This is a genomic window from Tenacibaculum sp. 190524A05c, from assembly GCF_964036595.1.
Classification (GTDB): domain Bacteria; phylum Bacteroidota; class Bacteroidia; order Flavobacteriales; family Flavobacteriaceae; genus Polaribacter; species Polaribacter platacis.
The window spans coordinates 1,742,501-1,767,293 of sequence record NZ_OZ038523.1 but is presented as its reverse complement, the minus strand read 5'-3'; the positions used below and the strand labels follow the sequence as shown (position 1 = coordinate 1,767,293).

At 31.5% G+C, this 24,793-nt stretch carries 27 protein-coding genes (1 of these 27 only partly in view); 13 read left to right on the top strand and 14 right to left on the bottom strand.

Features of this window, described 5'->3' with window-relative positions; genetic code table 11:
* Nucleotides 1-29 precede the first annotated feature (29 nt).
* Nucleotides 30-530, bottom strand: a complete 501-nt coding sequence (locus tag ABNT61_RS07615; RefSeq protein WP_348712419.1) for a DUF456 domain-containing protein — start codon at nt 528-530, stop codon at nt 30-32.
* A 144-nt stretch (nt 531-674) separates the two neighbouring features.
* On the opposite strand from ABNT61_RS07615, the gene ABNT61_RS07610 reads away from it, so the two are divergent.
* The 6 genes from ABNT61_RS07610 (at nt 675) to ABNT61_RS07585 (ending at nt 5,780) form a co-directional block, all read left to right on the top strand.
* Nucleotides 675-1,154 (top strand): hypothetical protein, encoded by a 480-nt coding sequence (locus ABNT61_RS07610; protein ID WP_348745463.1) that lies wholly within the window; start codon nt 675-677, stop codon nt 1,152-1,154.
* On the top strand, nt 1,147-1,515 hold the full coding sequence (locus ABNT61_RS07605) for a BlaI/MecI/CopY family transcriptional regulator (protein ID WP_348712417.1): 369 nt from the start codon (nt 1,147-1,149) through the stop codon (nt 1,513-1,515). Before ABNT61_RS07610 ends, ABNT61_RS07605 begins: the two co-directional genes overlap by 8 nt.
* Nucleotides 1,516-1,520: 5 nt before the next feature.
* Nucleotides 1,521-3,023, top strand: a complete 1,503-nt coding sequence (locus tag ABNT61_RS07600; RefSeq protein ID WP_348745462.1) for a M56 family metallopeptidase — start codon at nt 1,521-1,523, stop codon at nt 3,021-3,023.
* 103 nt (nt 3,024-3,126) lie between these two features.
* Nucleotides 3,127-4,014, top strand: coding sequence for a hypothetical protein (locus ABNT61_RS07595; protein ID WP_348745461.1), 888 nt, complete (start codon nt 3,127-3,129; stop codon nt 4,012-4,014).
* Between the two features lie 2 nt (nt 4,015-4,016).
* On the top strand, nt 4,017-5,267 hold the full coding sequence (locus ABNT61_RS07590; RefSeq protein WP_348745460.1) for a tetratricopeptide repeat protein: 1,251 nt from the start codon (nt 4,017-4,019) through the stop codon (nt 5,265-5,267).
* A 39-nt stretch (nt 5,268-5,306) separates the two neighbouring features.
* The gene (locus tag ABNT61_RS07585) at nt 5,307-5,780 is read left to right on the top strand and encodes a hypothetical protein (protein ID WP_348745459.1); all 474 of its coding nucleotides are present in this window, start codon (nt 5,307-5,309) and stop codon (nt 5,778-5,780) included.
* Here the strand turns inward: ABNT61_RS07585 and ABNT61_RS07580 are convergent.
* From ABNT61_RS07580 to ABNT61_RS07570, 3 genes are all read right to left on the bottom strand, one after another.
* Nucleotides 5,755-6,291, bottom strand: coding sequence for a hypothetical protein (locus ABNT61_RS07580; protein ID WP_348745458.1), 537 nt, complete (start codon nt 6,289-6,291; stop codon nt 5,755-5,757). The two genes, ABNT61_RS07585 and ABNT61_RS07580, sit on opposite strands and share 26 nt — an antisense overlap.
* A 67-nt stretch (nt 6,292-6,358) precedes the next feature.
* On the bottom strand, nt 6,359-6,919 hold the full coding sequence (locus tag ABNT61_RS07575; protein ID WP_348745457.1) for a Crp/Fnr family transcriptional regulator: 561 nt from the start codon (nt 6,917-6,919) through the stop codon (nt 6,359-6,361).
* Between the two features lie 4 nt (nt 6,920-6,923).
* Nucleotides 6,924-8,435, bottom strand: a complete 1,512-nt coding sequence (locus ABNT61_RS07570) for a GH3 auxin-responsive promoter family protein (protein WP_348712411.1) — start codon at nt 8,433-8,435, stop codon at nt 6,924-6,926.
* A gap of 55 nt (nt 8,436-8,490) precedes the next feature.
* Here ABNT61_RS07570 and ABNT61_RS07565 point away from each other — a divergent pair, with 55 nt between their 5' ends.
* On the top strand, nt 8,491-9,288 hold the full coding sequence (locus ABNT61_RS07565; protein ID WP_348723468.1) for a DUF2797 domain-containing protein: 798 nt from the start codon (nt 8,491-8,493) through the stop codon (nt 9,286-9,288).
* A 71-nt stretch (nt 9,289-9,359) separates the two neighbouring features.
* Here the strand turns inward: ABNT61_RS07565 and ABNT61_RS07560 are convergent, their stop codons facing one another.
* On the bottom strand, nt 9,360-11,477 hold the full coding sequence (locus tag ABNT61_RS07560; protein ID WP_348745456.1) for a carboxy terminal-processing peptidase: 2,118 nt from the start codon (nt 11,475-11,477) through the stop codon (nt 9,360-9,362).
* A 75-nt stretch (nt 11,478-11,552) separates the two neighbouring features.
* Complete coding sequence (locus tag ABNT61_RS07555) at nt 11,553-12,074, bottom strand: hypothetical protein (RefSeq protein WP_348745455.1); 522 nt, start codon at nt 12,072-12,074, stop codon at nt 11,553-11,555.
* A 120-nt stretch (nt 12,075-12,194) separates the two neighbouring features.
* Between ABNT61_RS07555 and surE the strand changes: the two genes are divergently transcribed.
* The 5 genes from surE to ABNT61_RS07530 are packed head-to-tail and all read left to right on the top strand — an operon-like array spanning nt 12,195 to nt 15,357.
* Nucleotides 12,195-12,965 (top strand): 5'/3'-nucleotidase SurE, encoded by a 771-nt coding sequence (gene surE / locus ABNT61_RS07550; RefSeq protein ID WP_348712407.1) that lies wholly within the window; start codon nt 12,195-12,197, stop codon nt 12,963-12,965.
* Nucleotides 12,953-13,240 carry a hypothetical protein gene (locus tag ABNT61_RS07545; protein WP_348745454.1) on the top strand — a complete coding sequence of 96 codons (288 nt, stop codon included), beginning with the start codon at nt 12,953-12,955 and terminating at the stop codon, nt 13,238-13,240. Before surE ends, ABNT61_RS07545 begins: the two co-directional genes overlap by 13 nt.
* Before the next feature lie 4 nt (nt 13,241-13,244).
* Complete coding sequence (gene lpxB / locus ABNT61_RS07540) at nt 13,245-14,357, top strand: lipid-A-disaccharide synthase (RefSeq protein ID WP_348745453.1); 1,113 nt, start codon at nt 13,245-13,247, stop codon at nt 14,355-14,357.
* Between the two features lie 3 nt (nt 14,358-14,360).
* The gene (locus tag ABNT61_RS07535; protein WP_348745452.1) at nt 14,361-14,891 is read left to right on the top strand and encodes a C40 family peptidase; all 531 of its coding nucleotides are present in this window, start codon (nt 14,361-14,363) and stop codon (nt 14,889-14,891) included.
* A complete protein-coding gene (locus ABNT61_RS07530) occupies nt 14,884-15,357 on the top strand; it encodes a C40 family peptidase (RefSeq protein ID WP_348745451.1) in 474 nt (157 codons plus the stop codon). The genes ABNT61_RS07535 and ABNT61_RS07530 overlap by 8 nt, the downstream gene beginning before the upstream one ends.
* Here ABNT61_RS07530 and obgE read toward each other — a convergent pair.
* The 3 genes from obgE to secDF form a co-directional block, all read right to left on the bottom strand.
* The gene (obgE, locus tag ABNT61_RS07525; protein ID WP_348712402.1) at nt 15,347-16,339 is read right to left on the bottom strand and encodes a GTPase ObgE; all 993 of its coding nucleotides are present in this window, start codon (nt 16,337-16,339) and stop codon (nt 15,347-15,349) included. The genes ABNT61_RS07530 and obgE overlap by 11 nt on opposite strands.
* A 44-nt stretch (nt 16,340-16,383) precedes the next feature.
* Entirely contained in the window at nt 16,384-17,505 is a 1,122-nt protein-coding gene (locus ABNT61_RS07520) for an adenylate kinase (RefSeq protein WP_348745450.1), read from the bottom strand.
* Between the two features lie 95 nt (nt 17,506-17,600).
* Nucleotides 17,601-20,588 (bottom strand): protein translocase subunit SecDF, encoded by a 2,988-nt coding sequence (gene secDF / locus ABNT61_RS07515; protein ID WP_348745449.1) that lies wholly within the window; start codon nt 20,586-20,588, stop codon nt 17,601-17,603.
* A 154-nt stretch (nt 20,589-20,742) separates the two neighbouring features.
* Between secDF and ABNT61_RS07510 the strand changes: the two genes are divergently transcribed.
* Nucleotides 20,743-21,174, top strand: coding sequence for an SRPBCC domain-containing protein (locus ABNT61_RS07510; protein WP_348745448.1), 432 nt, complete (start codon nt 20,743-20,745; stop codon nt 21,172-21,174).
* A 58-nt stretch (nt 21,175-21,232) separates the two neighbouring features.
* Here ABNT61_RS07510 and ABNT61_RS07505 read toward each other — a convergent pair whose 3' ends face one another.
* From ABNT61_RS07505 to thrS, 5 genes are all read right to left on the bottom strand, one after another.
* Complete coding sequence (locus ABNT61_RS07505; RefSeq protein ID WP_348745447.1) at nt 21,233-21,832, bottom strand: hypothetical protein; 600 nt, start codon at nt 21,830-21,832, stop codon at nt 21,233-21,235.
* 83 nt (nt 21,833-21,915) lie between these two features.
* Complete coding sequence (gene rplT, locus ABNT61_RS07500; protein WP_075341032.1) at nt 21,916-22,260, bottom strand: 50S ribosomal protein L20; 345 nt, start codon at nt 22,258-22,260, stop codon at nt 21,916-21,918.
* Nucleotides 22,261-22,352: 92 nt separating this feature from the next.
* On the bottom strand, nt 22,353-22,550 hold the full coding sequence (gene rpmI / locus ABNT61_RS07495) for a 50S ribosomal protein L35 (RefSeq protein ID WP_348712397.1): 198 nt from the start codon (nt 22,548-22,550) through the stop codon (nt 22,353-22,355).
* A gap of 55 nt (nt 22,551-22,605) precedes the next feature.
* Nucleotides 22,606-23,103, bottom strand: a complete 498-nt coding sequence (infC, locus tag ABNT61_RS07490) for a translation initiation factor IF-3 (RefSeq protein ID WP_412766941.1) — start codon at nt 23,101-23,103, stop codon at nt 22,606-22,608.
* Between the two features lie 92 nt (nt 23,104-23,195).
* Nucleotides 23,196-24,793: the 3' portion of a threonine--tRNA ligase gene (gene thrS / locus ABNT61_RS07485; protein ID WP_348745446.1), read on the bottom strand. It continues 355 nt past the right edge of the window; 1,598 of the gene's 1,953 nt are visible here — the last part of the coding sequence; its start codon lies beyond the right edge, outside the window — the gene reads right to left on this strand; it ends in the stop codon at nt 23,196-23,198.

Sequence of the window (24,793 nt, the reverse complement as noted above, 5' to 3'; positions counted from 1 at the left end):
GTTGCTTTTTTATTTTATACCTATTTCATCTAGAATAATTCAATTCTATATTCCCAAACTTTCACCAAAAATAAAACAAAATAAATACTTGCAATAGAGAATTTTATTGTGGTAGAAGCTAAGAATCCAAGAAAAGCTCCAGTAGATGCTTTTAACGCGCGATTTGTGTCTTTTCCATCATATAATAACTCACCAACAAAGGCTCCTGAGAAGGCTCCAATTAATATTCCGAAAGGAATAGGGGAGAGTAAACCAATAATTAGTCCTATGGTTGTTCCATATGCTCCATATTTTGAACCCCCGAATTTTTTTGCTCCCATTGCAGGAATAAAATAATCAAGGATAAAGATGAGAATAGCAATGAATAGTGTTATTCCTAAAAAGGTCCAGTTTTGAGGTATAGCTTTTGTGAGATGTAATAATAATAATCCTATCCAACTTGTTATTGGTCCGGGTAAAACAGGTAGAAAAGATCCAATTATTCCCAAACAAACAAATAAAAGTCCAAGTAAAGTCAATAAAATATCCATAGAAAACATCACAATTTGTATAGATATGACGAGCGCTACAAGTATATGTTACAGTAAGGAATCATCTTTTATTAACTAAAAAATTAGTTTAAACTAATTTTTTAGTTATATTTGTGAAGCAGAAAAATGTAAATCCTTTATTATATGAAAAAGTATGTTCTTTTAATTCCTGTATTTCTATGTATACTTTCATGTACAAATAATGAAAAGGGTAGTGTAGTAGGATTTCATGACAAAATAGCTTTTAATGATTTTAAAAATCTACTATTAGATGAAACACATAAAAATTTATTGAATCCTAATGTTTCCAATAAAGAGGAGTATCCTACAATAATTAATTCATGGAAAAATTTTCATGGTAAAGTGAATGCAATATTAAAGGATAATCGATTTTCATGGAATGTTCCTGATTCTACAATTACAGTGGTAAATAAAATATATTTCAATGCCAATGGAGAAGTGAATCACTTTTTTGTGAATATTAGAAATGAAAATATTAATAAAGAAACTAAAGATCTTTATGTCCAATTATTAACGGACAATTTAAAAGAGCTGTCAATCGACCTTAAAAGAGAAGAACAATTTGCACAATGTGGCAAAGTAAAATATCAAAATTATGAGTAAACAGTTAACAAAAGCAGAGGAGCAAATAATGCAAGTGTTATGGGATTTGGGAGAAGCTTCAGTAAAGGAAGTTATTGCAGAATTACCAGATCCTAAACCAGCTTATAATACAGTGTCTACTATTATTCGAATATTGGAAACGAAAGAGTTTGTTGGACATCAACCTAAAGGAAGAGGTTATGTGTATTTTCCTTTGATTCAAAAAACAGATTACAGTAACCAAAGTTTACATAAACTTATGAACGGATACTTTGGAGGATCGTTTAAAAGTATGGTTTCATTTTTTATGAAGGAAAACAAACTTGATATCAAAGAATTGGAAACAATTTTAAAAGAAGTTGAAAAAAGTAATAAAAAATAAACGTTATGCTATCTTATATAATTCAAGTCATACTGTTTCAAACTTTGTTTTTAGCTGTTTATGATTTATTTTTAAGTAAAGAAACCTTTTTTACTAAAAACAGATTTTACCTCATTTTTTCAGTACTTATTTCTTTTGTTTTACCACTGATTAAACTACGTTCAATCCAAAAAAGTGTCCCTCAAGAATACACGATTTTATTGCCTGAAGTTGTTTTGTCTCCTCAGTCTGTAATAGAACAGCAGCAATGGTATCAATCTATTAATTATTTAGATGTTTTGTTTTGGGTTGGTGTAGTCGTGTTTTCAATGTTCTTTGTGCTGAAGTTATTCAAGATTATACAACTTTTATATTCAAATAAAATCCAGAAGAAAGATGGGTATAAATTGATTTTCTTATCTAATTCGACTAAGGCATTTTCATTTTTTAATTACATATTCATCGGGGAATTAATTCCTCAAGAACGTCGTAAAAAAATTATTCAGCATGAATTAGTGCATGCAAAACAAAAACACACGTTAGATTTATTGTTCTTCGAACTTTTGAAAATTAGTATGTGGTTTAATCCTATACTTTGGATATTCCAAAAAAGAATTTCATCTGTTCATGAGTATTTATCTGACGAAATTGCTAGCAAAACCGTAGAAACAAAAAATTATATCAACAGTTTACTTGAGCAAGTATTTCAAGTTGAGAAAATATCATTTGTAAACCAGTTTTATAAAAGTTCGCTAATAAAAAAGAGAATCATTATGATGACAAAAGAGAGATCAAAAAGAGTTAAACAATTAAAATATTTATTGTTAGTGCCAGTATTACTAAGTATGTTGTTTTATACTGCATGTACTGATAATGAGGAGCCAACTACGAGTCCAGTTAAAGGAACCCAAAAAGTATTTTCTGACCTGAATAAGGAACCTCATATTTCAGAGAAAGAAACTTATTTTGATATTTACATTGGAAATGAACTTCCAAAGACAAAAGAGTATAGCATTGGTGAATTAACGGCTGAAGAGAAAAAAGAATTTATTGAATTCCAAAAAGAATTTAAAGAAAGTATATCGTATATAAGTTTTAAGATATTCGAAGGACTTAATAATAGAAAACTAATTGTTGTATCCGTACAGGTTGGGAAATCTAAAGTTAAATATTCCGGTGATTTTGAAAATGTACCTTTCTCAATGGTGGATAAAGTTCCTGCATTTGTTAATCAGGGAACTAGTAAAGAAAAATTCAATAAGAACATGGCCAACTTTGTTCAGAATAACTTTGATGTTAAGTATGCGAGTAGCTTAGGATTGGAACCTGGGAAGAAAAGAATTTTTGCTCAGTTTAAAATAAATGAAGAAGGGAAAGTTATTGATGTTAAAGTTAGAGCTCCTCATCCTGAATTAAAAGAATATACTAGGAAAATGATTGAGAAGCTTCCTTTAATGATACCTGGAGAAAAAGATGGGAAAGTTGTTAAGGTAGGATATACGTTACCTATTACATTTGAAATTAAATAATAAACGAAAAAGAGAATTTTTATAAATATTACTATGATGTTTTGTTTAAGCTGGAGTTTGTACTTCAGCTTTTACGGCAATCATGAAGTAAAGTTTAGATACCATGAAAAAGTTAATTTGTATTCTGTTGATATTTTACACTTTTACTCAAATGCTAGCGCAACAGGTTCCAGATACGATTTACAAACCGAATATTATTCAAAAGTATTCAGGGATAATATATGTAGATCATGCACATAATAATTTTCATAGAATTGATAATAGGTTTAAACCATTCGCGAATGTTCTAAGGACTGCTGGTTATTCTTTAAAAGGGTTCGAAAATAAATTTACAGAAAAGAATTTACGCAATGTTAAAATATTAGTGATCTCAAATGCATTATCTTCTAATGCTAGATCACCATTCATTACACCTACAGAAAGTGCTTTTACAAAAGAAGAAATTAAAATTGTAAAAGAATGGGTTGCTAAAGGAGGAGCCTTATTTATAATTGCAGATCATATGCCTTTTGCTGGTGCGAGTAAAGATTTAGGAAAGGCTTTTGGTTTCAAATTTTATGATAGTTTTTTGTTTGATGAAAATAGAAGAGGAATTTTTGATTTTACTTTAGCCGATAAAACTTTGGGAGAACATGAAGTTGTTTCTAAAAGTAAAATTTCAAAGATTAGAACATTTACAGGACAAGCTTTTGAAATTCCAGATAAAGCAACTTCAATCTTAAAAACTACAGAAAAACTTACGGTGTATTTACCAGATACGATGTGGCGTTTTTCTGAAAAAACGAAACGATTCCCAGCAAAAAATCTATCACAAGGAGCAGTTCTCAATTATAAGAAAGGTAAAATTGCGGTTTTTGGTGAGGCTGCTATGTTTACCGCTCAGTTGGCTGGAAGAAATAGGTTTAAAGTAGGAATGAATTCTGAAGATGCGAAAGAAAATTATAAACTATTACTAAATATAATTGCTTGGTTACAAAAAGAAGAGAATTAATTATGAAAAGAAAAATTACACTTTTGGTTTTTACACTTTTATCTTTTTGTGTAAAAGCACAACAAGAGTTTAAAGCTATTGATAACCTTATAGAAACAGGTAGGTATCAAATAGCATTGCAGGAGCTTAATAAAATAGAGTCGTCCTTTAAATCTAATTACAAGATTGCGACAATTTATGATGCATTAGATAATCATAGTAAATCTGTACATTATTATAGAAAGGCTATAAGTTTTAGAGACGATTATCGTACTAAATTTAAACTGGCAAAATCTCTTAAGAAAGCTAAGAAGTTTAGAGAAGCACTGAAGGTTTATCAAGAAATAGTAAATGCAGATTCAAAAAACCTATTGGCAAAATATGATTTAAGTAAGTTGTATTTGCAGTTGAAACAACCTAAAATGTCAAAAAAACTACTCAAAGAATTAATAGCCGAAGATTCTAAAAACGCCAACTATCACTATCAACTTGGAATAGCAAATGCGTTGTTGGGTGAAAAGTTTAAGAAAATAGATAACTTTTTAGATGCTTATAGGATAGATAACCAACACTTTAATGCTATTGAAAAGTTAGCTAAAGGTTTTACTAAACTCAAAGACAAAGATTCGTCAGCAATTTTTATAGAGAAAGGGTTAGAGTTAAACCCGAATCATTTGGATTTGAATAAACTTAAAATCAATAGTCTGTACATAAAAAAAGGGTATAATGAAAGTATAGTTTATTTGAATCATATTGATAGTTTGTCACCAGGAGAACATTATACTCATAAAATGCTAGGGAAGAGTTATTATAAACTTAGAAATTACCCTAAAGCATTAGAGCATTTTAATAAAGCAACAAAAATAAATGCTCAAGATTTCATGGCCTATGTGTACAAAGGGAAAATTCATTTGGAGCGAAACGAAATTAAAGAAGCAATGTTTAGTTATGGCATGGCAACTTTTGTAGGAAAGGAATCCAGAGATGAAGCTCATTTAGGATTAGCAAAAGTATATATGGAAATGAAATTACCTAAAAGAGCAATAGATGAATTTAAACTTGCAGTTGCAGAGAATCACAAAAATATTAAAGCTTCATATTTATTAGCAAAAACTTCTGACGACTATTACAAGGATAAAAAAATAGGCTATAAGTTATATCAGAAATATCTGGAAAGATTTGAAGGAAGAAGCACAGAAACCGATGAGTTTGTTAAAAGTAGAATAAAAGAGATTAAAAAACAGCATTTCTTAAAAGGAGAAATATTAGAATAAATCTATTTTTTATATTTTCACTTTATAAATCTAAGAAAGTTGGTCTATAGAGTATTTTTATTCATTTTAATTATAAGTTGCTGCCTCTCGTGTAGTTACTTTTCTGATGATGGAAAAAACTCAAAACCAAAACTTGATACCGTTGTAGATTTTACAACGGTAGATGTTTCACCAGGATTTAAAGAGTGTGAACAACTTCTTGATGACGAGAAAACAGAATGTTTTCGAACTACTATTAGGCAGCATTTTACCGATGGACTGCATCAAAATGAATTATCTAGTGATGAAGACATCAAAGAAACTATTGTTCTTGTTTTACGCATTAGTGATGAAGGTAAAATGACTCTGAAACAAATTAAAGCTTCAGATGATATTCAACAAAGATTTCCAGAGTTAAAATCATTGTTAAATCAAATTGTTAGAGACATTCCAGATTTATTTCCTGCAACTAAAAGAGGAATTCCCGTTACAACAGAATATCAATTACCTATAGAAATACAAACCCAAGAATAGCCAAAAGCAATAAAGGGAAAGTCATAATGATAATTGATACTAAACTCCAAACTCCGAAGGTTAATGAATTAAAGGTTTGAGTTTCATTTTTTAGTAATAAATGATCTACTTCTTCCAAGGTTAAATTCATTATTTCATTTTTCGGGATTTTACGATCTATCAAACCCGTATAATTCAAACCCTTTTTATATCCATTTAAAACGTCTTTAGGATGGGTGAATAAACCAAATCCCATTGCCCATAAACTCATTATCCCAATAGGGAAATGTTTCCACATTCCAGTTGCAATTTCCCAACCTGCAATATAAGCCTCACCTTTCCAAGAAACATCACAATCGAATAAAACATGTTCTATATCGTGTATATAAACAACCTTTTTTCTGAATTCTGAATTTGGAAGTTTTAAAGAGAAAAAACGAAACTTCATCATAAAATAATTGTTGTCTTCTCCACCATTTTTATCGAGGTTGTTTTGTGTATAAAATTGATCTAACTTTTGTGAAATAACCATAGTAAACTTAATTTTAAGTAAAGGTATTTCAGGTAATATTATTAGAGATTGACAATTATCAATAAATTTATTTACTTCTAATTCTACTAAAGGTTTCTGGAGTCATACCTAGAAAGGAAGCTAGGTGTTTTGCAGGAATTCGATTAAATAAGTCAGGTTTTCGTTCTAGTAGTTCTTCGTATCGTTCTTGAGAAGTATGTAATAATAAACTATCAACGCGTTCGGCCAAATCGATATAAATTTTCTCTAAGAATAATCTGCCAAAATGTTCGAACTGATGGCTTTTTTCTGAAAGCCGTTCAATGTCAGTTCTAGATATAGCAAGACATTCAATATCCTCAAGAGCTTCAATGCTATATTTACTTTTTATTCTTTGAATAAAACTATCTATTGCAGTAATACTTTCTTGTTCTTGCGCAATATGAACGGTAACATCTCTTCCGTCTCTAAAATAAAATACTCGTGCAACTCCTGTAAATAATAAAAAGAAATGCTTGCAAATAGAATTAGAGGTGTGCAGTAATTCTCCTTTTTTAAATGATTTTGGAATAGCTATTTTTTGTAAAGCACTAGCAATTTCGTCATTCTCGAGTAAAAGATGGGCATTATTTAAGAAAAAAGAATCCATGTAATTATGCTAGTTGATGTAATTCCTCAATAAATTCTCGCTTGTTTGAAAGCCTAGGAACTTTATGTTGTCCTCCTAATTTACCTTTCTGCTTTAACCAATCATAAAACAATCCTTCTCTTGCTTGTTGAACTTTCGGCATATTTAAAGTCATATTATTATAGCGTTTCGCTTCATAATCAGAGTTGCAATTCTTTAATGCATTATCTAAAATTTCAGTAAAGAAATGTAAATCTTGAGGTTGATTATCAAACTCAATAATCCACTCATGTGCACCTTTGTCTTTACCATTCATAAAAATAGGAGCAACGGTATATTCTTTTATGGTAGAATCTGTTTTTTCACAAGCAGATTTTAATGCTTCTTCTGCATTTTCAATAATTAATTCCTCTCCAAAAACATTAATGTGATGTTTTGTTCTACCTGTAATTTTTACGCGATAAGGATCGGTTGAGGTGAATTTAATAGTATCACCAATTAAGTATCTCCATAATCCGCCATTTGTAGAAATTACAACCGCATAATTCACATCCGTTTTTACTTCAGAAAGAGGAATTGCTTTAGAATTCTCGCCTTCGTATTCGCTCATTGGAATAAATTCATAGAAAATTCCATAATCCAACATTAAGAGTAATTCGTTAGAATCATTTCGATCTTGAATTGCAAAGAATCCTTCAGATGCATTATACGTTTCGTAATATTTAAAATCCTTTCGTGGAATTAATTTTTCATACTGTTCTCTGTATGGACTGAAGTTTACACCTCCATGAAAGTAAACCTCTAAATTCGGCCAAACTTCAAGAATATTATTCTTACCTGTTTTTTCTAAAACTTTATTCAATAAAACTAACATCCATGAAGGAACACCAACTAAACTAGTTATGTTTTCATGTATAGTGGCATCTATAATCGCTTCCATTTTGGTTTCCCACTCGCTCATTAAAGCAACTTCTTGTCTAGGAGCAGAACTATAATCAGCCCAAAACGGCATATTCTCTATGATAATCGCAGAAAGATCTCCGAAATACGTTTCATTATCTTCATAAATAGCAGAACTTCCACCTAATCGAAGACTTTTTCCAGTGAATAACTGTGCGTCTTGATTATTATTAATATACAGGCAAAGCATGTCTTTACCTGCTTTAAAATGACAATCTTCTAAGGCTTCATCACTTACAGGAATAAACTTACTCTTAGCATTTGTAGTTCCGCTTGATTTTGCAAACCATTTAATCTTTGTAGGCCAAAATAAATTTTGTTCACCTTTTCTGCAGCGTTCAATTAAAGGTTCAATAGTTTCATATTTTTGAATAGGAACGTTAGCTCTAAAATCATTATAGTTTTTAATTTTAGAAAACTTATGCTGTTTACCGAATTCTGTGTGATCTGCAGCAACCACTAAATTCAATAGTAATTCTTCTTGAACATCAATAGGATACTTTAAAAATAGCTCTATTTGATGCTTTCTTTTCTTTAAGAACCAAGAAATGATAGAATTTATAAACTGAAACGGCATTTTTAATAGCTAATTTGTAAGTTTGTTCTTGGCTAAAAATAGTAAATTTTACAACATGCAATACACAGGCGTTTTAAAAAAAATGAATACTGAACTTTTAGATACTGTTCAATATTATTTAGACATGAAAACTGATTTCATCAATGTAAATCAGTTGCTTAATAAAACTATCGAAATGAGTTTTGTTACGTATGAATGTTTAAGTTGTGGATTGGAAAAGGAAATTTACCGTCAAGGATTTTGTAGATCATGCTTTTTTGAGACTCCTTCCGCTGGAGATTGGATTATGAGACCAGAATTAAGTAAAGCTCATTTGGGTGAAGAGGATCGTGATTTGGAGTATGAGAAAAAAGTGCAATTGCAACCACATATTGTGTACTTAGCCAATTCTAGTAATGTAAAAGTTGGAGTAACTCGTAAAACTCAAGTTCCTACGCGTTGGATTGATCAAGGAGCGCATGAAGCAATTGAAATAGTTGAGGTTCCGAATAGATATTTAGCTGGAATAACGGAAGTTGCCTTAAAGGAGCACGTTGCTGATAAAACAAATTGGCGTAAGATGCTTAAAAATGATATCGAAGATGAAGATCTTACGAAATGGCAAGAACGATTAAAATCGTTTATTCCTGAGGAAGCAAAGGAGTACTTTATAGAGAATAACAAAGAGACTGAAATTAAATTCCCGGTAGAACAGTATCCGGAGAAGCCAAAGAGCTTAAACATTAAAAAGGAGGGAAGTTATACTGGAAAGCTAGTAGGAATAAAAGGTCAGTATTTTATTTTTGAAGATAATACAGTTTTTAATGTTCGTGCTAATGAAGGATTGGTGGTGAATATTAAAGTTAAAAGCTAAAAAATGTAGTTCATAGAAATAAAAAAGGGATGTTTTAAACATCCCTTTTTTTTTATCTTCTTACCAGCTTATTATTTCTTAACTAGTTCTAAGTTTTTAGTCATTTTTAGTTCGCTAAGAACATTTAAAGCTTCATTTAAATAAATGTCTTTTTGTAAACTTTTGTGCCAAGTCTTACGCTTATCTTTTAACACAGTATCTGTTTTAAAATAAGGTAATTCATATTGCGGAGAATTAAACGTCAAGTTAGATTCGTACTTAAAAATGTCTTTAAATTTCTTGCTTTCTTCTAATCTATCCTCAACGTCTTTTTTGTACGTTTTATAGTTTAAAGAATACGTATTGTCATCCTGATTTTTCTTTAACCACTTAGCATATTCGTTAATCGATAAAAATTTAGGATCGCTATTAATTCTTTGTTTGCTATTACTAACAACTTCATTAAAGTTAGTATATGAATCTGTTTTTCTGTAAGAAGCTTTTTTAACACTATCCCAAGGTAAAGCTCCATCTAAATCACGCTCACCAAATTCCATATAACTATATCGATCTGGCATTGCGATATCTGAATACACTCCTTCGATTTGAGTAGATCCACCATTGATTCTATAAAATTTTTGAATCGTCATTTTTAATGCTCCTAAGTCATCTGGATATTTACTAACATAATAGTTTAAAGGCAACACATTTTGAACAGTTCCTTTTCCATAAGTTTGTTTTCCACCCATAACAACTCCGCGTCCATAATCTTGCATTGCTGCTGCGAAAATTTCAGAAGCAGATGCCGACATTTCATTTACCATTACAACTAATGGACCATTCCAATGAATTTTAGAGTCTGTATCATTTTTAATAATTGCAGGCTCACCTCTATATTTCACCTGAACAATTGGTCCTTCATTAATAAATAAACCACCAATTTCTATAACAGTCTTTAAAGAACCACCACCATTATCTCTTAAATCAACTATTAGTCCTTCAACACCTTCTTTCTTTAAACGCTCAATCTCCAACTTCATGTCTCCAGCAGCATTACGTTGCTTAGCATCATCAAAATCAATATAGAATTTAGGTAAGTTTATAACTCCGTATTTTCTACCATTTTTTTCAACTACACTCGATTTTACAAAAGTTTCTTGCAACTCAACAATATCTCTAATGATAGGAATTACTTTCGTTGATCCGTCCATTTTCTTCTTTACTGTTAAACGAACTTCTGTTCCTTTTTTACCTTTGATAAAAGTAATTGCATCATCTAAACGCATTCCCACAATATCCAGAGGTTCACCATCAGCCTGAGCTACTTTTAAAATTATATCTCCAGGTTCTAAATCACCTTGTTTCCAGGCCGGTCCACCAGAAATTAATTCTACAATTTTAGTGTAGATTCCATCCTTTTGAAGACGAGCTCCGATTCCTTCTAACTTTCCAGACATATCTTGATCAAATCGTGATTTAATTCTTGGTGACATGTAACTTGTATGAGGATCGAATCCGCTAACTACACTATTTAAAAAAGTAGAATACCAGTCAGCATTTTGTAATTCATCAATTCTAATGTATAAATCTTTCATGTTTTTTAAAACCTTCTGACGAGAATCAGCTTCCATGTCAGCGAAAGATTTTTTACCTGATTTAGGATCTTTTTTAAGCTTTTCAACTTGTTGTTGCTCCGCTTCTTGAATTAAGCTAACTACTTGAAGTTTTAATTGCTTTCTCCAGTGATCAACTAATTCATTTTCATTTTTAGCGAAAGGAACCTTTTCATAATCAATATCAATATTTTCTTTTTTATTGTAGTTGAAAGGCTGTTGTAATAAAGCTGCATAGGTAAGTTTCGCAGCTTTTACTTTTTCTAGAAATCGACCATAAACAAGTTTATAGAAATCTAAATTTGAATTTCTTAGTTGATCATCAATTTCAAATTTATATTGAGAAAACTCTTTTAAGTCTTCTTGAGTAAAGTATCGTTTACTAGGATCTAAACTATTTATAAATTCGTTATAAACATGTTCAGAGAAATCATCGTTTAAATCTTTCTGTACAAAGTGTCCTCTTGTAAGTATATTTTTAAGTACATATAAAATTACTTTATCTTTTTCAGGATCTTTAGGGATTTCATTATTAGTGTTTGCTTGTAGTGAAGTACTAACTAGGAAAAGTGATAATAATGGGATTATTAATTTCATCTTCATAAATCTGCTTTCTTTAAAATGAATCTATGTGTTGTTAATTGCTAAGCTACTAAAATAATGCCAATTTTACTAGCTGTTGTTTTTTTTGTAAATGCCTTTAAAAGCTTGTTGGATTATTTTACCATCTGTATTCAAATAATCCCAAATTTGTGTTACTGTTCCGTCTGAGTTATTAACCCATGTAATTCTGTTGTAATATTTGCCTTTTGGTGATTCTATGAGTTTACTTGTTAGAATCATTTTATTTTCTTGAAAGTTTCCTTCAGTTTCCAAAACAAATCCTTTATTGTCTATCCATAATTGATGCCATTTTTTATCTGAAGTGTTATAATAACTATAACTCGTACCTAAAGATTTTCCGTTTTGAGAAGTCCAGTTTTCTTGGATAGTGCAAGCATTTGGCATATGAACAATTTTATTCTTACCGATCAATTGATCTTTTGTGTCGTAGACGTTCCAATTTCCAACCCAAAAATTGAATTGTTGGTATTCTGGAGAAGAACAAGGAGTAGTGTTGCTATTTTGTGCGTCTAACTTGCCGAAAAAATAAGAAAGAACTAACATGACCAATACTGTAATAACTCTTACCATAATTGTAACTGATTAGTTTACTACAAGTTTACTGATTAATTCGGCGGGATTATCTTTACAAAATGTTAAAAATCTACCTAGAATTTTAATGTATATTTGTTTAAAAGAAAACAAAAACATATGCAAGATAAACCTTTGATCTTAGTAACTAATGATGACGGAATTACGGCTCCGGGACTAAGAATGCTTATAGAAATAATGAATGAAATTGGAGAGGTAATTGTTGTTGCTCCTGATAGTCCACAAAGTGGAATGGGACATGCCATAACAGTGAATAATGTTTTGCATTGTAATCCGATTTCGATAGATGAAGGTCCGCAAATTGAATACAGTTGTTCTGGTACACCAGCAGATTGTGTTAAAATGGCAAAAAATGAAATTTTAAATAGAAAACCTGATTTATGTGTTTCTGGAATTAATCATGGATCAAATTCATCGATTAATGTGATTTATTCAGGAACAATGAGTGCGGCTGTTGAAGCAGGAATTGAAGGAATTCCAGCGATTGGTTTTTCTTTGTTAGATTTTAGTTTCCATGCTGATTTTAGATCGTCTAAAGAATTTATTAAGAAGATTGCACTTAATGTTCTACTAAATGGATTACCAGATGGTGTAGTTTTAAACGTTAATATTCCGAAGTTGAAAAAAGACGAGATTCAAGGAATTAAAGTTTGTAGACAAGCCAATGGATATTGGAAGGAAGATTTTGATAAAAGAAAAAGCCCTATGGGTAAAGAATATTACTGGTTGTCTGGCGAGTTTATTAATAATGACAAAGGACAAGACACGGATATTTGGGCTTTAGAAAATGGATATATTTCTGTAGTTCCAGTACAGTTTGATATGACTGCACATCATGCAATCAAAAATTTACATTCATGGGATCTATAAGAAAAGAAGTTGCTATTGGAATTTTAGTATCGCTTTTTGCGACGTTTTGTGGATTGTTTATATATCTACAATATGTGTCTAGATTTGGTTTCTATGAGACCATAGAAATGATTCAGCAAAATGATGTTTTAGGTCCAGTAATAGCATTAGCAGCATTACCGAATTTATTTGTTTTTTTTATTTTCTTAAAAAAGAAACAAGATCATAGAGCAAAAGGAGTTTTAATTGCAACTTTATTCACAGCAATTTTAACTTTTATTCTTAAATTTTTCTAGTAGTATGAAGTACTATATCGTGGCAGGAGAGGCTTCTGGAGATTTACACGGATCTAACTTGATGAAGGAAATTATCAAGCAAGACTCTGATGCTGATATTCGTTTTTGGGGTGGAGATCTCATGAAAGAAGCGGGTGGAACTTTGGTAAGTCATTATAAGGAAAGAGCTTTTATGGGATTTGTTGAGGTAATTATGAATCTTCGTAAAATCTTTGGATTTATAAAATTCTGTAAGAATGATATTGCTTCTTTTAATCCTGATGTCATAATTTTTATTGACAATTCAGGTTTCAATTTAAGAATCGCGAAATGGGCGAAAGAAAAAGGCTTTAGAACTAATTATTATATATCACCACAAGTTTGGGCAAGCAGAGCCGGTAGAGTAGAGGCGATAAAGAGAGATGTAGATAAAATGTTTGTAATTCTCCCATTTGAGAAAGAGTTTTACAACAAGTATAATTATCAAGTTGAGTTTGTTGGCCATCCTTTAATAGATGGAATTGCAGATCGCACTCAAATAGATGAGAAGAGTTTTAGAAAAGAGCATGATTTAGGAGAAAAAGAAATCATTGCATTATTACCAGGAAGTAGAAAACAAGAGATCACAAAAATGTTATCCACGATGTTGCTAATGGTAGATAAATTTCCTGATTACCAATTTGTAATTGCTGGTGCACCAAGTCAAACTGAGAGTTTTTACGATGAATTCATAAAAAATAAAAATGTGAAATTCATTAATAATAAAACTTATGATTTATTAAGTATTGCCAATACTGCCCTGGTAACGTCAGGAACAGCAACGTTAGAAACAGCCTTATTCAAAGTTCCACAGGTTGTTTGTTATAAAGGAAGTTGGTTGTCTTATCAGATTGCAAAACGCATTATTACGCTGGAATATATTTCTTTAGTAAATCTCATTATGGATAAGGAGGTTGTTACTGAATTGATTCAAAATGATTTTACTGAAAAGAGATTGGAACAAGAATTGCAATCAATTGTAAAAGGAGAGAAAAGAGAACAATTATTTTCTGATTATTTTGATTTAGAACAAAAATTAGGAGGTAAAGGAGCTTCAGCAAAAACGGCTTCGTTAATTATAGAAGAATTGAAAGGATAGTTTATGATAAAAAAAATACTCGTTTTAATTGTATTGTCAAGTTTCATGGTCTCATGTGGATCATCGAGAAATGTATCTACGAGTAAAAAAAGGAGAACTACCTATAAGAAGAAAAAAAGACCATCTACTACAAAGGATGTTTCCTTAGCGGATAAAGTTGTTTGGACAGCTGTTACTTATAAAGGTGTGCCATATAAGTATGGTGGAACTACAAGAAAAGGTATGGATTGTTCGGGATTAATTCATACTTCATTCAAAGTAAGAAATATAGATTTGCCAAGAACTTCCTTAGCCATGTATGGAGAAGGTTATAAAATACCACTAAGGGAAGTAAAACGTGGAGATTTACTCTTTTTTATTACTGCTAAGAGGAAAAATAGAGTCAATCATGTTGGTCTTGTAACTTCAGTTACAAATAATGATATCCGTTTTATACACTCTACAAGTTCGAAAGGAGTAATTGTAAGTTCGTTGAATCAATCGTACTGGAGAAAGGCTTTTTTAACAGCTAAACGAGTTCTAAGAGATGAATAGAAGAGTACTTCTTTTAATTGTAGTCTGTTTAGTTGTTATTTATAGGTGTTTTAATTCAAAGGATGAAAGTTCCAAACAAGAATCAATAGAAAAAGTATTGAAGTTAGCAGATAGTTTCAACGGTGTAACCTACAAAGCAGGTGGAACAACTAAAAAAGGAATGGATTGTTCTGGACTTGTTACTGTTTGTTTTAAGAGTATTGATATTTCACTTCCTAGATCTTCACAAGGAATGAGTGCTATTGGTGATAAAATTACGCTAAGCAAAGTAGAAAAAGGTGATTTACTGTTCTTTAATATTGATAGGCTTAAAGGAAAAATAAATCACGTAGGCCTTGTTACTGCTGTGAAACCAGAAATCCTTTTTATACATTCTACGACTTCCAAAGGAGTTATTTATTCTTCAATGGAAGAGAATTATTGGAAAAATAGTTTTGTGATAGCAAAACGAGTGATTACTCGTTAAGATATTTCCAAAGTTTATCTTTTAGCTCCGTTAATCCCATTTGTGCAACAGATGAAATGAAAAGAGCTTCCACGCCTTCAGGTAAATCATTTGCAATTTCCTGCTTTAATTCATCATCTAACATATCAGATTTAGAAATAGCAAGCAAGCGTTGTTTATCTAATAACTCAGGATTATGTTGGCGTAATTCATTCACTAAAATGTCATACTCTTTTTTGATATCATCGCTATCTGCAGGAATTAAAAAGAGTAGGAGAGAGTTACGCTCAATATGACGAAGAAAATAGTGACCTAAACCTTTACCTTCGGCAGCACCTTCAATTATTCCAGGAATATCTGCCATCACAAAACTTTGATGGTTTCTATATTCCACAATACCTAAATTAGGCTTAAGTGTTGTAAAAGCGTAATCTGCAATTTTAGGTTTAGCCGCTGTTAACACAGATAATAAAGTAGATTTTCCTGCATTAGGAAATCCAACTAAACCAACATCTGCTAAAACTTTTAATTCAACTCTGTACCAAGCTTCTTTACCTTCAATTCCAGGTTGTGCGTATCTTGGAGTTTGATTGGTTGGAGATTTAAAGTGCCAGTTTCCTCTACCACCTTTACCACCTTCTAATACGATTACTTCTTTCCCTTCTTCTGTAATTTCAAAAAGGATTTCATCAGTATCCGCATCTCTAATAATGGTACCTAATGGAACTGGAATAATAACATCTGCTCCATCTTTTCCAGTACTACGGCTAGATCCTCCATCACCACCATGATCAGCTCTAAAGTGGCGTTTGAATTTTAAGTGAAATAACGTCCACATATTTTTGTCACCACGAAAAATTACGTGTCCACCGCGACCACCATCACCACCATCAGGTCCACCTTTTGCAATATATTTTTCTCTATGTAAATGCGCAGAACCACGTCCTCCTTTACCAGATGAAGCATATATTTTTATATAGTCAACAAAATTTCCTTCCGTCATTTTCTTAAAATTAGTATTCCCGCCTGAAGCGGGAATAAGTTTTTTTATAGTTTGTCAAACACTTCAGACAAACGTTGAGTTATTTCATCAATACTTCCAACTCCATCAACTCCATAGAAGTTACCTTGAGCTTCATAAAAATCTTTTAAGACAGCAGTTTTAGTATTGTATTCGTTAAATCGATTACGAATTTTAGATTCATCCGTATCATCAGATCTTCCACTAGTTTTACCTCTCTCTAAGATTCTAGCAACTAATAAATCTTCTGGTACTTCTAAAGCAACCATTCCGTTAATTCTCTCATTTTTTTCTGCTAGGAATTCATCTAGAGCTTTTGCTTGAGATTCTGTTCTTGGAAAACCATCGAAAATAAAACCATTGGCATCCTCATTCTTATTAACTTCAGCTTTAAGCATGTTAATAGTTACTTCATCAGGAACTAGATCACCAGCATCGATAAATTTCTTAGCTAATACACCTAATTCAGTTTCGTTTTTGATATTAAATCTAAAAACATCACCTGTAGAAATATGTACTAATTGATACTTTTCTTTTAATAATTCAGCCTGCGTTCCTTTTCCGGCACCTGGAGGTCCGAATAAAACTATGTTTTTCATTTTGGGTTGTGTTGTTGTTAATTGATATATAGCAGGTAAGTTTCTTCCTAAACCATCGTAGTCTAGACCATACCCAACTATAAATTTATCTTCAATGCTTTTTCCTATGTAATTGATGTGTAATTCTTTTCTATATACATCGGGTTTAAAGAAAAGACTTACTATTTTCAGTTCTTTGATACTTGTACTTCTAAAGATTTCATAAATCTCATGTAGCGTTGTTCCAGTATCAATAATATCCTCAAGAATTATTACTGTTCTTCCTGTTAAATCTTCATTTATTCCTATTAAACGTTTAACATCTCCCGTTGAAGATTCACCTTCGTATGATGCAAGTTTTACAAATGAAATTTCACAGTCACCTTTATACTCACGAATAAAGTCTGCGGCGAACATAAAACATCCGTTTAAAATTCCTACAAATAAAGGAACCTCACCTTGTGGTAAGTCCTTTTTTACTTGCTTAGCAAGCGATTTAACTATTGAAGTTATCTCTTCTTGACCAAGAAGTTGCTTGAAATATAAATCGTGAAGTTTTTTAATTCTCATATACTTGTAAATATAAGGATTAAATAAAAAAACCGTCTTGATCTACTGATAAATCAGTGGGTACAAAACGGTTAATTTATTTTTAGAATATCGAGTTATTTTTTAGTCTCTTTTTCTTTGTTTTTAGTTGCATCAAACATAATTGGAGTTGCAACGAATAAAGAAGAGTACGTACCTACAAGAACACCAATAATAAGAGCAAACATAAACCCTTTAATACTATCTCCTCCGAAGAAGAAAATAGCTAACATTACTAACATAGTTGTTAATGATGTATTGATTGTTCTACCTAATGTACTACTTAATGCTTTATCAACTAAGCTAGCAGTAAATGTTTTACTTCCTGCTGCGTATTCTCTAATTCTATCAAAGATAACCACGGTATCATTCAACGAGTATCCAACTACGGTAAGAATTGCTGCGATAAATGATTGTCCGATTTCCATATCAAATGGCATAAACTTATATAAAATAGAGAAGATACCTAATACGATTAATACATCATGGAATACAGCGGCAACTGCACCAATAGAGAAAGATACTTTTCTGAATCGTAATAAGATATATAAGAATACTACAATTAATGATCCTAATACTGCCCAAATAGCTGCTTGCTTAATATCATCGGCAATTGTTGGATCTACTTTCATGTAGCTCATAATTCCTTGTGGATTACCTAACTTTTCAAAACCAGGCTTAAAGTTCTCGTAACTTAATTCTCCTAAGTAAGGTTTTAAACCATTATATAAAGTAGTTTGAACTAATTCATCTACTTCTTTACTCTTGTCCTCAATTTTGAAAACAGTTGTAATCTTTAATTGGTTAGTTGAACCATAAGTTTTAACCTCAGGAGCAGTTCCGAATGCATCTTTTAAAGAAGAAGCAACTTCGTTAGCTTTCATTGGTTGGTTAAAACGTACAACATAAGAACGACCTCCTTTGAAATCAACACCTTGTTTTAATCCTACTGTGAAGATAGAAACTAAACCAGCTAATATTATTCCTCCAGAAATAACGTAAGCTAACTTACGCTTTCGTAAGAATTCAATATTGATGTTTTTGAACCAGTTCTTAGAAATATTCGTATTGAATGTTAAATCTGTTCCTTTAGCAACTGCGCTATCAACTAATAAACGAGTAATGAAAATTGCAGTAAATAAAGACGTAGCAATACCAATCATTAATGTTAAAGCGAAACCTTTAATTGGTCCAGTTCCAAAAACATATAAAATGATACCTGTTAATAAGGTAGTAATGTTTGCATCAATAATTGCTGATAAAGCTCCTTTAATACTAAATCCTTCCTCAACAGCAGTTAATAAACCTTTTCCTGAGTTTAAGGCTTCTTTAATTCTTTCGAAAATAATTACGTTCGCATCCACAGACATACCAATTGTTAAAATGATACCCGCAATACCTGGTAATGTTAATACAGAATTGAATGAAGCTAAAATTCCAAATATAAATAAGATGTTAACTACTAATGCGATGTTCGCATATAGACCAGCTTTTCCATAGTATACAACCATCCAAGCTAATACTAATAAGATAGCTAAAGCGAAAGACCACATACTTGCAGTAATTGCTTCTTTACCTAAAGACGGCCCAACAACTTCTGCTTCAATAATTCTAGCAGGAGCAGGTAATTTACCAGCCTTTAATACTGTAGAAATATCTTGAGCTTCCTCTACTGTCATAGAACCACCAGAGATCTGAGTACTTCCTCCAGTAATAGCTCCATTTACAACAGGTGCAGTGTATACATAATCATCTAATACAACAGCAACGAATTTACCTACGTTTTCACCTGTCATTTTAGCCCATTTCTTAGTTCCTACACCATTCATTAACATAGAAACTACTGGCTTACTTAATTGATCGTAATCTTGTTTAGCATCAGCAATAACGTCTCCTTCAATTGGAGCTTCATCATTTCTGTTACCTTTTACAGCATATAAACCGATAACTTCAGTTGTTTTATCAGCACTTGGTTGAGCTTTATAATCCCATAAGAATTTAGCATAACGTAAGTTGTCTGGTAATAATGCTCTAATTTCTTTATTCTTTAATAAGCTATTTACTTTAGCTGTATCAATTACTTTAGCTTGAGCGATTAACGAGCTAACCTGATTTTGGTTTTGAGCTACGTTAGGGAATAAATAAGTAAATAAGCTTTTTTGATTCGCAACTTCTGTAGAATCGCTTGTTTCTGCGATTAAATCTTCAATACTATCAGAAGTTTTTGTAGTATCTTTTGCTTGAGTAGTTTCAGTATTTTCTTTTAAAAGTTCAGCAGCCTTTGCATTTGCAGCAAAGAAAAAGTTTTGAACTTCTGCATTAGAATATACTTCCCAGAATTGTAATTTAGCAGTACTTTCTAATAATTTACTAACTCTGTCAATATCTTTTGCTCCTGGTAATTCAACTTGAATTCTTCCAGAAGTTCCAATTCTTTGAATGTTTGGTTGAACAACCCCGAATTTATCAATACGACTACGTAATACTTCAAAAGCAGTATTAATAGAAGTGTTGATTTCTTCTTGTAAAATTGGTTTTACTTCTTCGTTAGTTTTGTTGAAGTCAATTTTATCACGAAGTAATTTATTTCCGAATATAGTTGGATCACTTAGTTTTACAGAACCGTTACTTGCTTTTTCGAACTCGTCGTAGAAAATATCAAGATAATTGTCTTGACTGTTTTTTTGAGTTTCATCCGCATTTTTTAACGCTTGTGTAAAAACAGGATTCTGAGATTCATTTGATAAACCTTGTAAAATATCCTTTACAGATACTTGTAAAATTGCATTGATACCACCTTTTAAATCAAGACCAAGATTCATTTCTTTGTCTCTGATTTCGTCATAGGTGAATCCTGCAATTACTTCTTTATTTGCAACACTATCACGGTATTTCTTTTCAAATCTTGCAAGTTCTCTACCATCATTCTGATCGCTAACTTTACTAGTAGCATAAGCATTAGCTGCTTTCTCTACTTTGTTAGCAAAAAAAGTAAATGATAATTGGTATAAACTTACTAATCCGAAAAGGATTGCAAATAATCTAATTAGACCTTTGTTTTGCATCTTCAATAATTTAAATGACTTCTTTTTAAAAACGTGCAAATATAGTATAACAATTAGGAAAACCCAATTTTTTGTTGCTTTTATACCATTATATTAGCGAACTTTTTTAATAAAGCGTAAAGTTCGATTTGTTTTTTTGAGTTACCTTTAAATTATGGATAAAGTTATTGTGAAAGAACAGATGAATAAGTCTACCGATGTGATATGGAAGTTAATTACTGAATTAGGCCATATGAAACGTTGGTTTTTTGATAATATCCCAGATTTTAAACCAGAGGTTGGTTTTAAAACTGAATTTACTGTTGTTTCAGATTCAAGATCTTTTTTGCATTCTTGGGAAATTGTGGAAGTGATTAAAGGAAGGTTGATAACTTATAAATGGAGATATCCAGAATATAGTGAAAAAGATTCTAGTGTGAGCTTTGTGTTAGATAAAACATTTGAAGGTAATACAGAGTTGAGAATTATAGCAGAAGGTATTAGTAATTTCCCGTCTGAGATTCCTGAATTTACCTATGAAAGTTGCAAGGCTGGTTGGACATATTTTATCAGAAGATTAAAAGAATACTCTCAAGCTATTAATTAAAATAAAAAAACCGAATACATAAGCTGTACTCGGTTTACAAATATATTGATACAAGATGTTACACTCCTCGTTGTTTGTTGATTTCGTCTTGTAATTGTCTTCTTAGTTTTTGTTCTTTTTCTAATGATTTTTTTCGATGTAATTCAAATTCCTCTTCAATTTCTGCCAAATTAGTCTTAGCGGCTTTAGTTAAACTATTACTGTTTTTAAAACGTAAGATGAAAAATACAGTAGTAATAGCTAACACTGTTATAATTGACCACAATAATAAATTGTATGAGTTTTTAGTCATTCCAATACCGATAAAGTTGATTTTATTTTCTTTATCAATAGAAGAATTTAAATTATTACTCAAAGTTTCTATTTTCTCATTTAGGGCAAGAATACTTTTTTCTTGTTCGTTTATCTTTAGTTGTTTTGTAGTAATATTTTTCTTCAAAGAAATTACACTGTCAAGAATGTTTTTTTGAAGAGTTTGAAAATCTGGTCTAGTAATCATTTTGTACTCTCTCCAATTACTAGCTTTTCCATAGGCTTTGATAAACTGATTTTCTACAGTATTAGGCAAAGCATCTAGCTGCTGTTTCTTGGTTAATTGTGTTTGAGCAAAAACACTTGAACAAAATAAAGTTACTATGATTAGGTTAACGATTTTCATTGATTAGTTATAAGATTTCGAATTAATTTAAAAAAACCCAAACGGAAAAGTTTGGGTTTTTAGTATAAGCAAGATTATTAAACTTATTTTACTTTATCTACAATTGCCTTAAAAGCTTCTGGATTGTTCATAGCTAAATCAGCTAAAACCTTACGGTTTAACTCGATATCATTAGCTTTTACTTTACCCATAAACTGTGAATAAGACATTCCGTACTGACGAGCTCCAGCGTTAATACGTTGGATCCATAAAGAACGGAAGTTTCTCTTTTTGTTTTTACGATCACGGTAAGCGTATTGTAACCCTTTTTCAACCGCGTTCTTTGCTACTGTATAAACGTTTTTTCTACGTCCAAAGTAACCTTTTGCTTGCTTCAAGATTTTCTTTCTTCTATTTCTTGAAGCTACTGAATTTACTGATCTTGGCATAATTCTTTGTTTTTTGTAGTAGGCGGCTAATTAAATAGCACTTGATGAGCCCAACTCCATGGTTAATAATTAATTTACTACCTAGCTAACAATTATTTTAATAATAATTGTTGCTTAATGTTACCCTCGTCAGATTTGTGTACTAACGTAGAGTGTGTTAATGCAAGCTTACGTTTCTTAGACTTCTTAGTTAAGATATGACTCTTAAACGCGTGCTTTCTTTTGATCTTTCCAGAACCAGTCAACTTAAAACGTTTCTTGGCACTAGATTTAGTTTTCATTTTAGGCATCTTTTGCTGTCGTTTTATCTTGCTTATATTATTGTCTTAGATAGAAACTATCTATTTATTTTACCTTTTTAGGTGCTATGAACATAATCATTCTTTTACCTTCTAATTTCGGCATTTGCTCTACTTTACCATAGTCTTCTAATTCTTGAGCTAGCTTCAATAATAAAATCTGACCTTGTTCTTTAAATACAATCGAGCGTCCTTTAAAAAACACGTATGCTTTTAATTTAGCTCCATCTTGTAAAAACTTAATAGCGTGCTTCTTTTTAAATTCATAATCATGATCATCAGTTTGAGGACCAAAACGAATTTCTTTAACCACTACTTTTGTAGCTTTAGCTTTTAGTGCTTTTTCACGTTTCTTCTGTTCGTATAAGAATTTCTTGTAGTCTATTACTTTACAGACTGGGGGAACAGCTTTTGGTGAAATTTCAACTAAGTCTAACTCTAACTCACGAGCTATTTCTTTAGCTTTCGCTAGTGGATAAACACCTACTTCTACGTTGTCGCCTACCAGACGAACTTCATCAACATATCTAATCTTATCATTAATTCTATGTTGATCTTCTTTAATAATTCTTGCGGGTCTTCTACCGCCTTTTCTTCTTATTGCTATGGCTTATTAATTTAAAATTATTATCTAATTTAATTATTTGTGTTAAACGTTACTAACGTTTTTTGAATTTCTTTCTGAATTAACACAACAAATTCCTCAATGGTAAAAGTTCCAATGTCACCTTCACCATGCTTTCTTACAGATACTGTGCCATCTTGCTCTTCTTTCTCTCCAACAATAATCATGAAAGGGATTTTGCTTACTTCAGCATCTCTAATCTTACGACCAGTTTTTTCATTTCTATTGTCTACGAGGGCGCGAATTTCGGAATTTTCTAACAAATGTAAAACTTTTTCGGTATATTTTTCGTATTTCTCGCTGATTGGCAGTACAATAACTTGTTCTGGTGTTAACCATAGAGGGAAATTACCTCCAGTGTGCTCTAATAGAATTGCTATAAATCTTTCCATTGATCCAAAAGGAGCACGGTGAATCATAATAGGTCTGTGAAGTTGGTTGTCACTACCTTTATATGTTAGGTCAAATCTTTCAGGTAAATTATAATCAACCTGAATTGTGCCTAATTGCCAACTTCTACCTAAAGCATCTTTCACCATAAAGTCTAACTTTGGTCCGTAGAAAGCAGCTTCACCTGGTTCAATTACATAGTTAAGCCCTTTATCCTTTGCAGCATTTATAATTGCCTGTTCTGCTTTTTCCCAATTATCGGTATTACCAATATATTTTTCAGGAGTTTCTGGATCTCGAACAGATACCTGTGCTGTGAAATTTTCAAAACCTAATGATGTGAATACATATAATACTAGATCGATTACATTTTTAAATTCAGAATCTAATTGATCAGGAGTACAAAAAATATGCGCATCATCCTGAGTGAAACCTCTTACTCTTGTTAATCCATGAAGTTCTCCACTTTGTTCGTATCTATATACAGTACCAAATTCAGCAAAACGTTTTGGCAAGTCTTTATATGAATATGGTTTGAAATTATAAACTTCACAGTGATGAGGACAGTTCATAGGTTTTAGTAAAAACTCTTCATCATCTTTTGGTGTAGTGATTGGTTGGAAACTGTCTTCACCATATTTAGCATAATGTCCTGAAGTAACATAAAGTTCTTTCTGTCCAATATGAGGTGTCATTACCATTTCATATCCTGCTTTCTTTTGAGCAGCTTTCAAAAAGTCTTCTAATCTACCTCTTAAAGCAGCTCCTTTTGGTAACCATAAAGGAAGGCCTTGACCTACAGTTTGGGAAAATGTAAATAACTCAAGTTCTCTTCCTAATTTTCTATGATCTCTTTTTTTAGCTTCTTCTAAAAGATCTAAATATTCTGTTAGCATTTTTTGCTTAGGGAAAGAGATACCATATATACGTGTAAGCTGATTGTTCTTTTCATCTCCTCTCCAATACGCACCAGCTACATTCATTATTTTAATAGCCTTGATAATTCCAGTGTTTGGAATATGTCCTCCACGACAAAGATCTGTGAAGTTACTGTGGTCACAAAATGTGATATCTCCATCTTCAAGTCCTTCTATAAGTTCTACCTTATATATATTGTCTTGATCTTTATAATATGTTAATGCTTCATCTTTTGTTACAGATCGCATTTTGAATTCTGCTTTTTCTCTTGCTCTTTCTAAAAATTGCTTTTCAATTTTAG

Excerpts from the sequence above, each read along its gene's own strand:
- ABNT61_RS07615 (WP_348712419.1), bottom strand. The coding sequence starts at position 530 with ATGGATATTTTATTGACTTTACTTGGACTTTTATTTGTTTGTTTGGGA.
- ABNT61_RS07610 (WP_348745463.1), top strand. The coding sequence starts at position 675 with ATGAAAAAGTATGTTCTTTTAATTCCTGTATTTCTATGTATACTTTCA.
- ABNT61_RS07605 (WP_348712417.1), top strand. The coding sequence starts at position 1,147 with ATGAGTAAACAGTTAACAAAAGCAGAGGAGCAAATAATGCAAGTGTTA.
- ABNT61_RS07600 (WP_348745462.1), top strand. The coding sequence starts at position 1,521 with ATGCTATCTTATATAATTCAAGTCATACTGTTTCAAACTTTGTTTTTA.
- ABNT61_RS07595 (WP_348745461.1), top strand. The coding sequence starts at position 3,127 with ATGAAAAAGTTAATTTGTATTCTGTTGATATTTTACACTTTTACTCAA.
- ABNT61_RS07590 (WP_348745460.1), top strand. The coding sequence starts at position 4,017 with ATGAAAAGAAAAATTACACTTTTGGTTTTTACACTTTTATCTTTTTGT.
- ABNT61_RS07580 (WP_348745458.1), bottom strand. The coding sequence starts at position 6,291 with ATGGTTATTTCACAAAAGTTAGATCAATTTTATACACAAAACAACCTC.
- ABNT61_RS07575 (WP_348745457.1), bottom strand. The coding sequence starts at position 6,919 with ATGGATTCTTTTTTCTTAAATAATGCCCATCTTTTACTCGAGAATGAC.
- ABNT61_RS07570 (WP_348712411.1), bottom strand. The coding sequence starts at position 8,435 with ATGCCGTTTCAGTTTATAAATTCTATCATTTCTTGGTTCTTAAAGAAA.
- ABNT61_RS07565 (WP_348723468.1), top strand. The coding sequence starts at position 8,491 with ATGCAATACACAGGCGTTTTAAAAAAAATGAATACTGAACTTTTAGAT.
- ABNT61_RS07560 (WP_348745456.1), bottom strand. The coding sequence starts at position 11,477 with ATGAAATTAATAATCCCATTATTATCACTTTTCCTAGTTAGTACTTCA.
- ABNT61_RS07555 (WP_348745455.1), bottom strand. The coding sequence starts at position 12,074 with ATGGTAAGAGTTATTACAGTATTGGTCATGTTAGTTCTTTCTTATTTT.
- surE (WP_348712407.1), top strand. The coding sequence starts at position 12,195 with ATGCAAGATAAACCTTTGATCTTAGTAACTAATGATGACGGAATTACG.
- ABNT61_RS07545 (WP_348745454.1), top strand. The coding sequence starts at position 12,953 with ATGGGATCTATAAGAAAAGAAGTTGCTATTGGAATTTTAGTATCGCTT.
- lpxB (WP_348745453.1), top strand. The coding sequence starts at position 13,245 with ATGAAGTACTATATCGTGGCAGGAGAGGCTTCTGGAGATTTACACGGA.
- ABNT61_RS07535 (WP_348745452.1), top strand. The coding sequence starts at position 14,361 with ATGATAAAAAAAATACTCGTTTTAATTGTATTGTCAAGTTTCATGGTC.
- ABNT61_RS07530 (WP_348745451.1), top strand. The coding sequence starts at position 14,884 with ATGAATAGAAGAGTACTTCTTTTAATTGTAGTCTGTTTAGTTGTTATT.
- obgE (WP_348712402.1), bottom strand. The coding sequence starts at position 16,339 with ATGACGGAAGGAAATTTTGTTGACTATATAAAAATATATGCTTCATCT.
- ABNT61_RS07520 (WP_348745450.1), bottom strand. The coding sequence starts at position 17,505 with ATGAGAATTAAAAAACTTCACGATTTATATTTCAAGCAACTTCTTGGT.
- secDF (WP_348745449.1), bottom strand. The coding sequence starts at position 20,588 with ATGCAAAACAAAGGTCTAATTAGATTATTTGCAATCCTTTTCGGATTA.
- ABNT61_RS07510 (WP_348745448.1), top strand. The coding sequence starts at position 20,743 with ATGGATAAAGTTATTGTGAAAGAACAGATGAATAAGTCTACCGATGTG.
- ABNT61_RS07505 (WP_348745447.1), bottom strand. The coding sequence starts at position 21,832 with ATGAAAATCGTTAACCTAATCATAGTAACTTTATTTTGTTCAAGTGTT.
- rplT (WP_075341032.1), bottom strand. The coding sequence starts at position 22,260 with ATGCCAAGATCAGTAAATTCAGTAGCTTCAAGAAATAGAAGAAAGAAA.
- rpmI (WP_348712397.1), bottom strand. The coding sequence starts at position 22,550 with ATGCCTAAAATGAAAACTAAATCTAGTGCCAAGAAACGTTTTAAGTTG.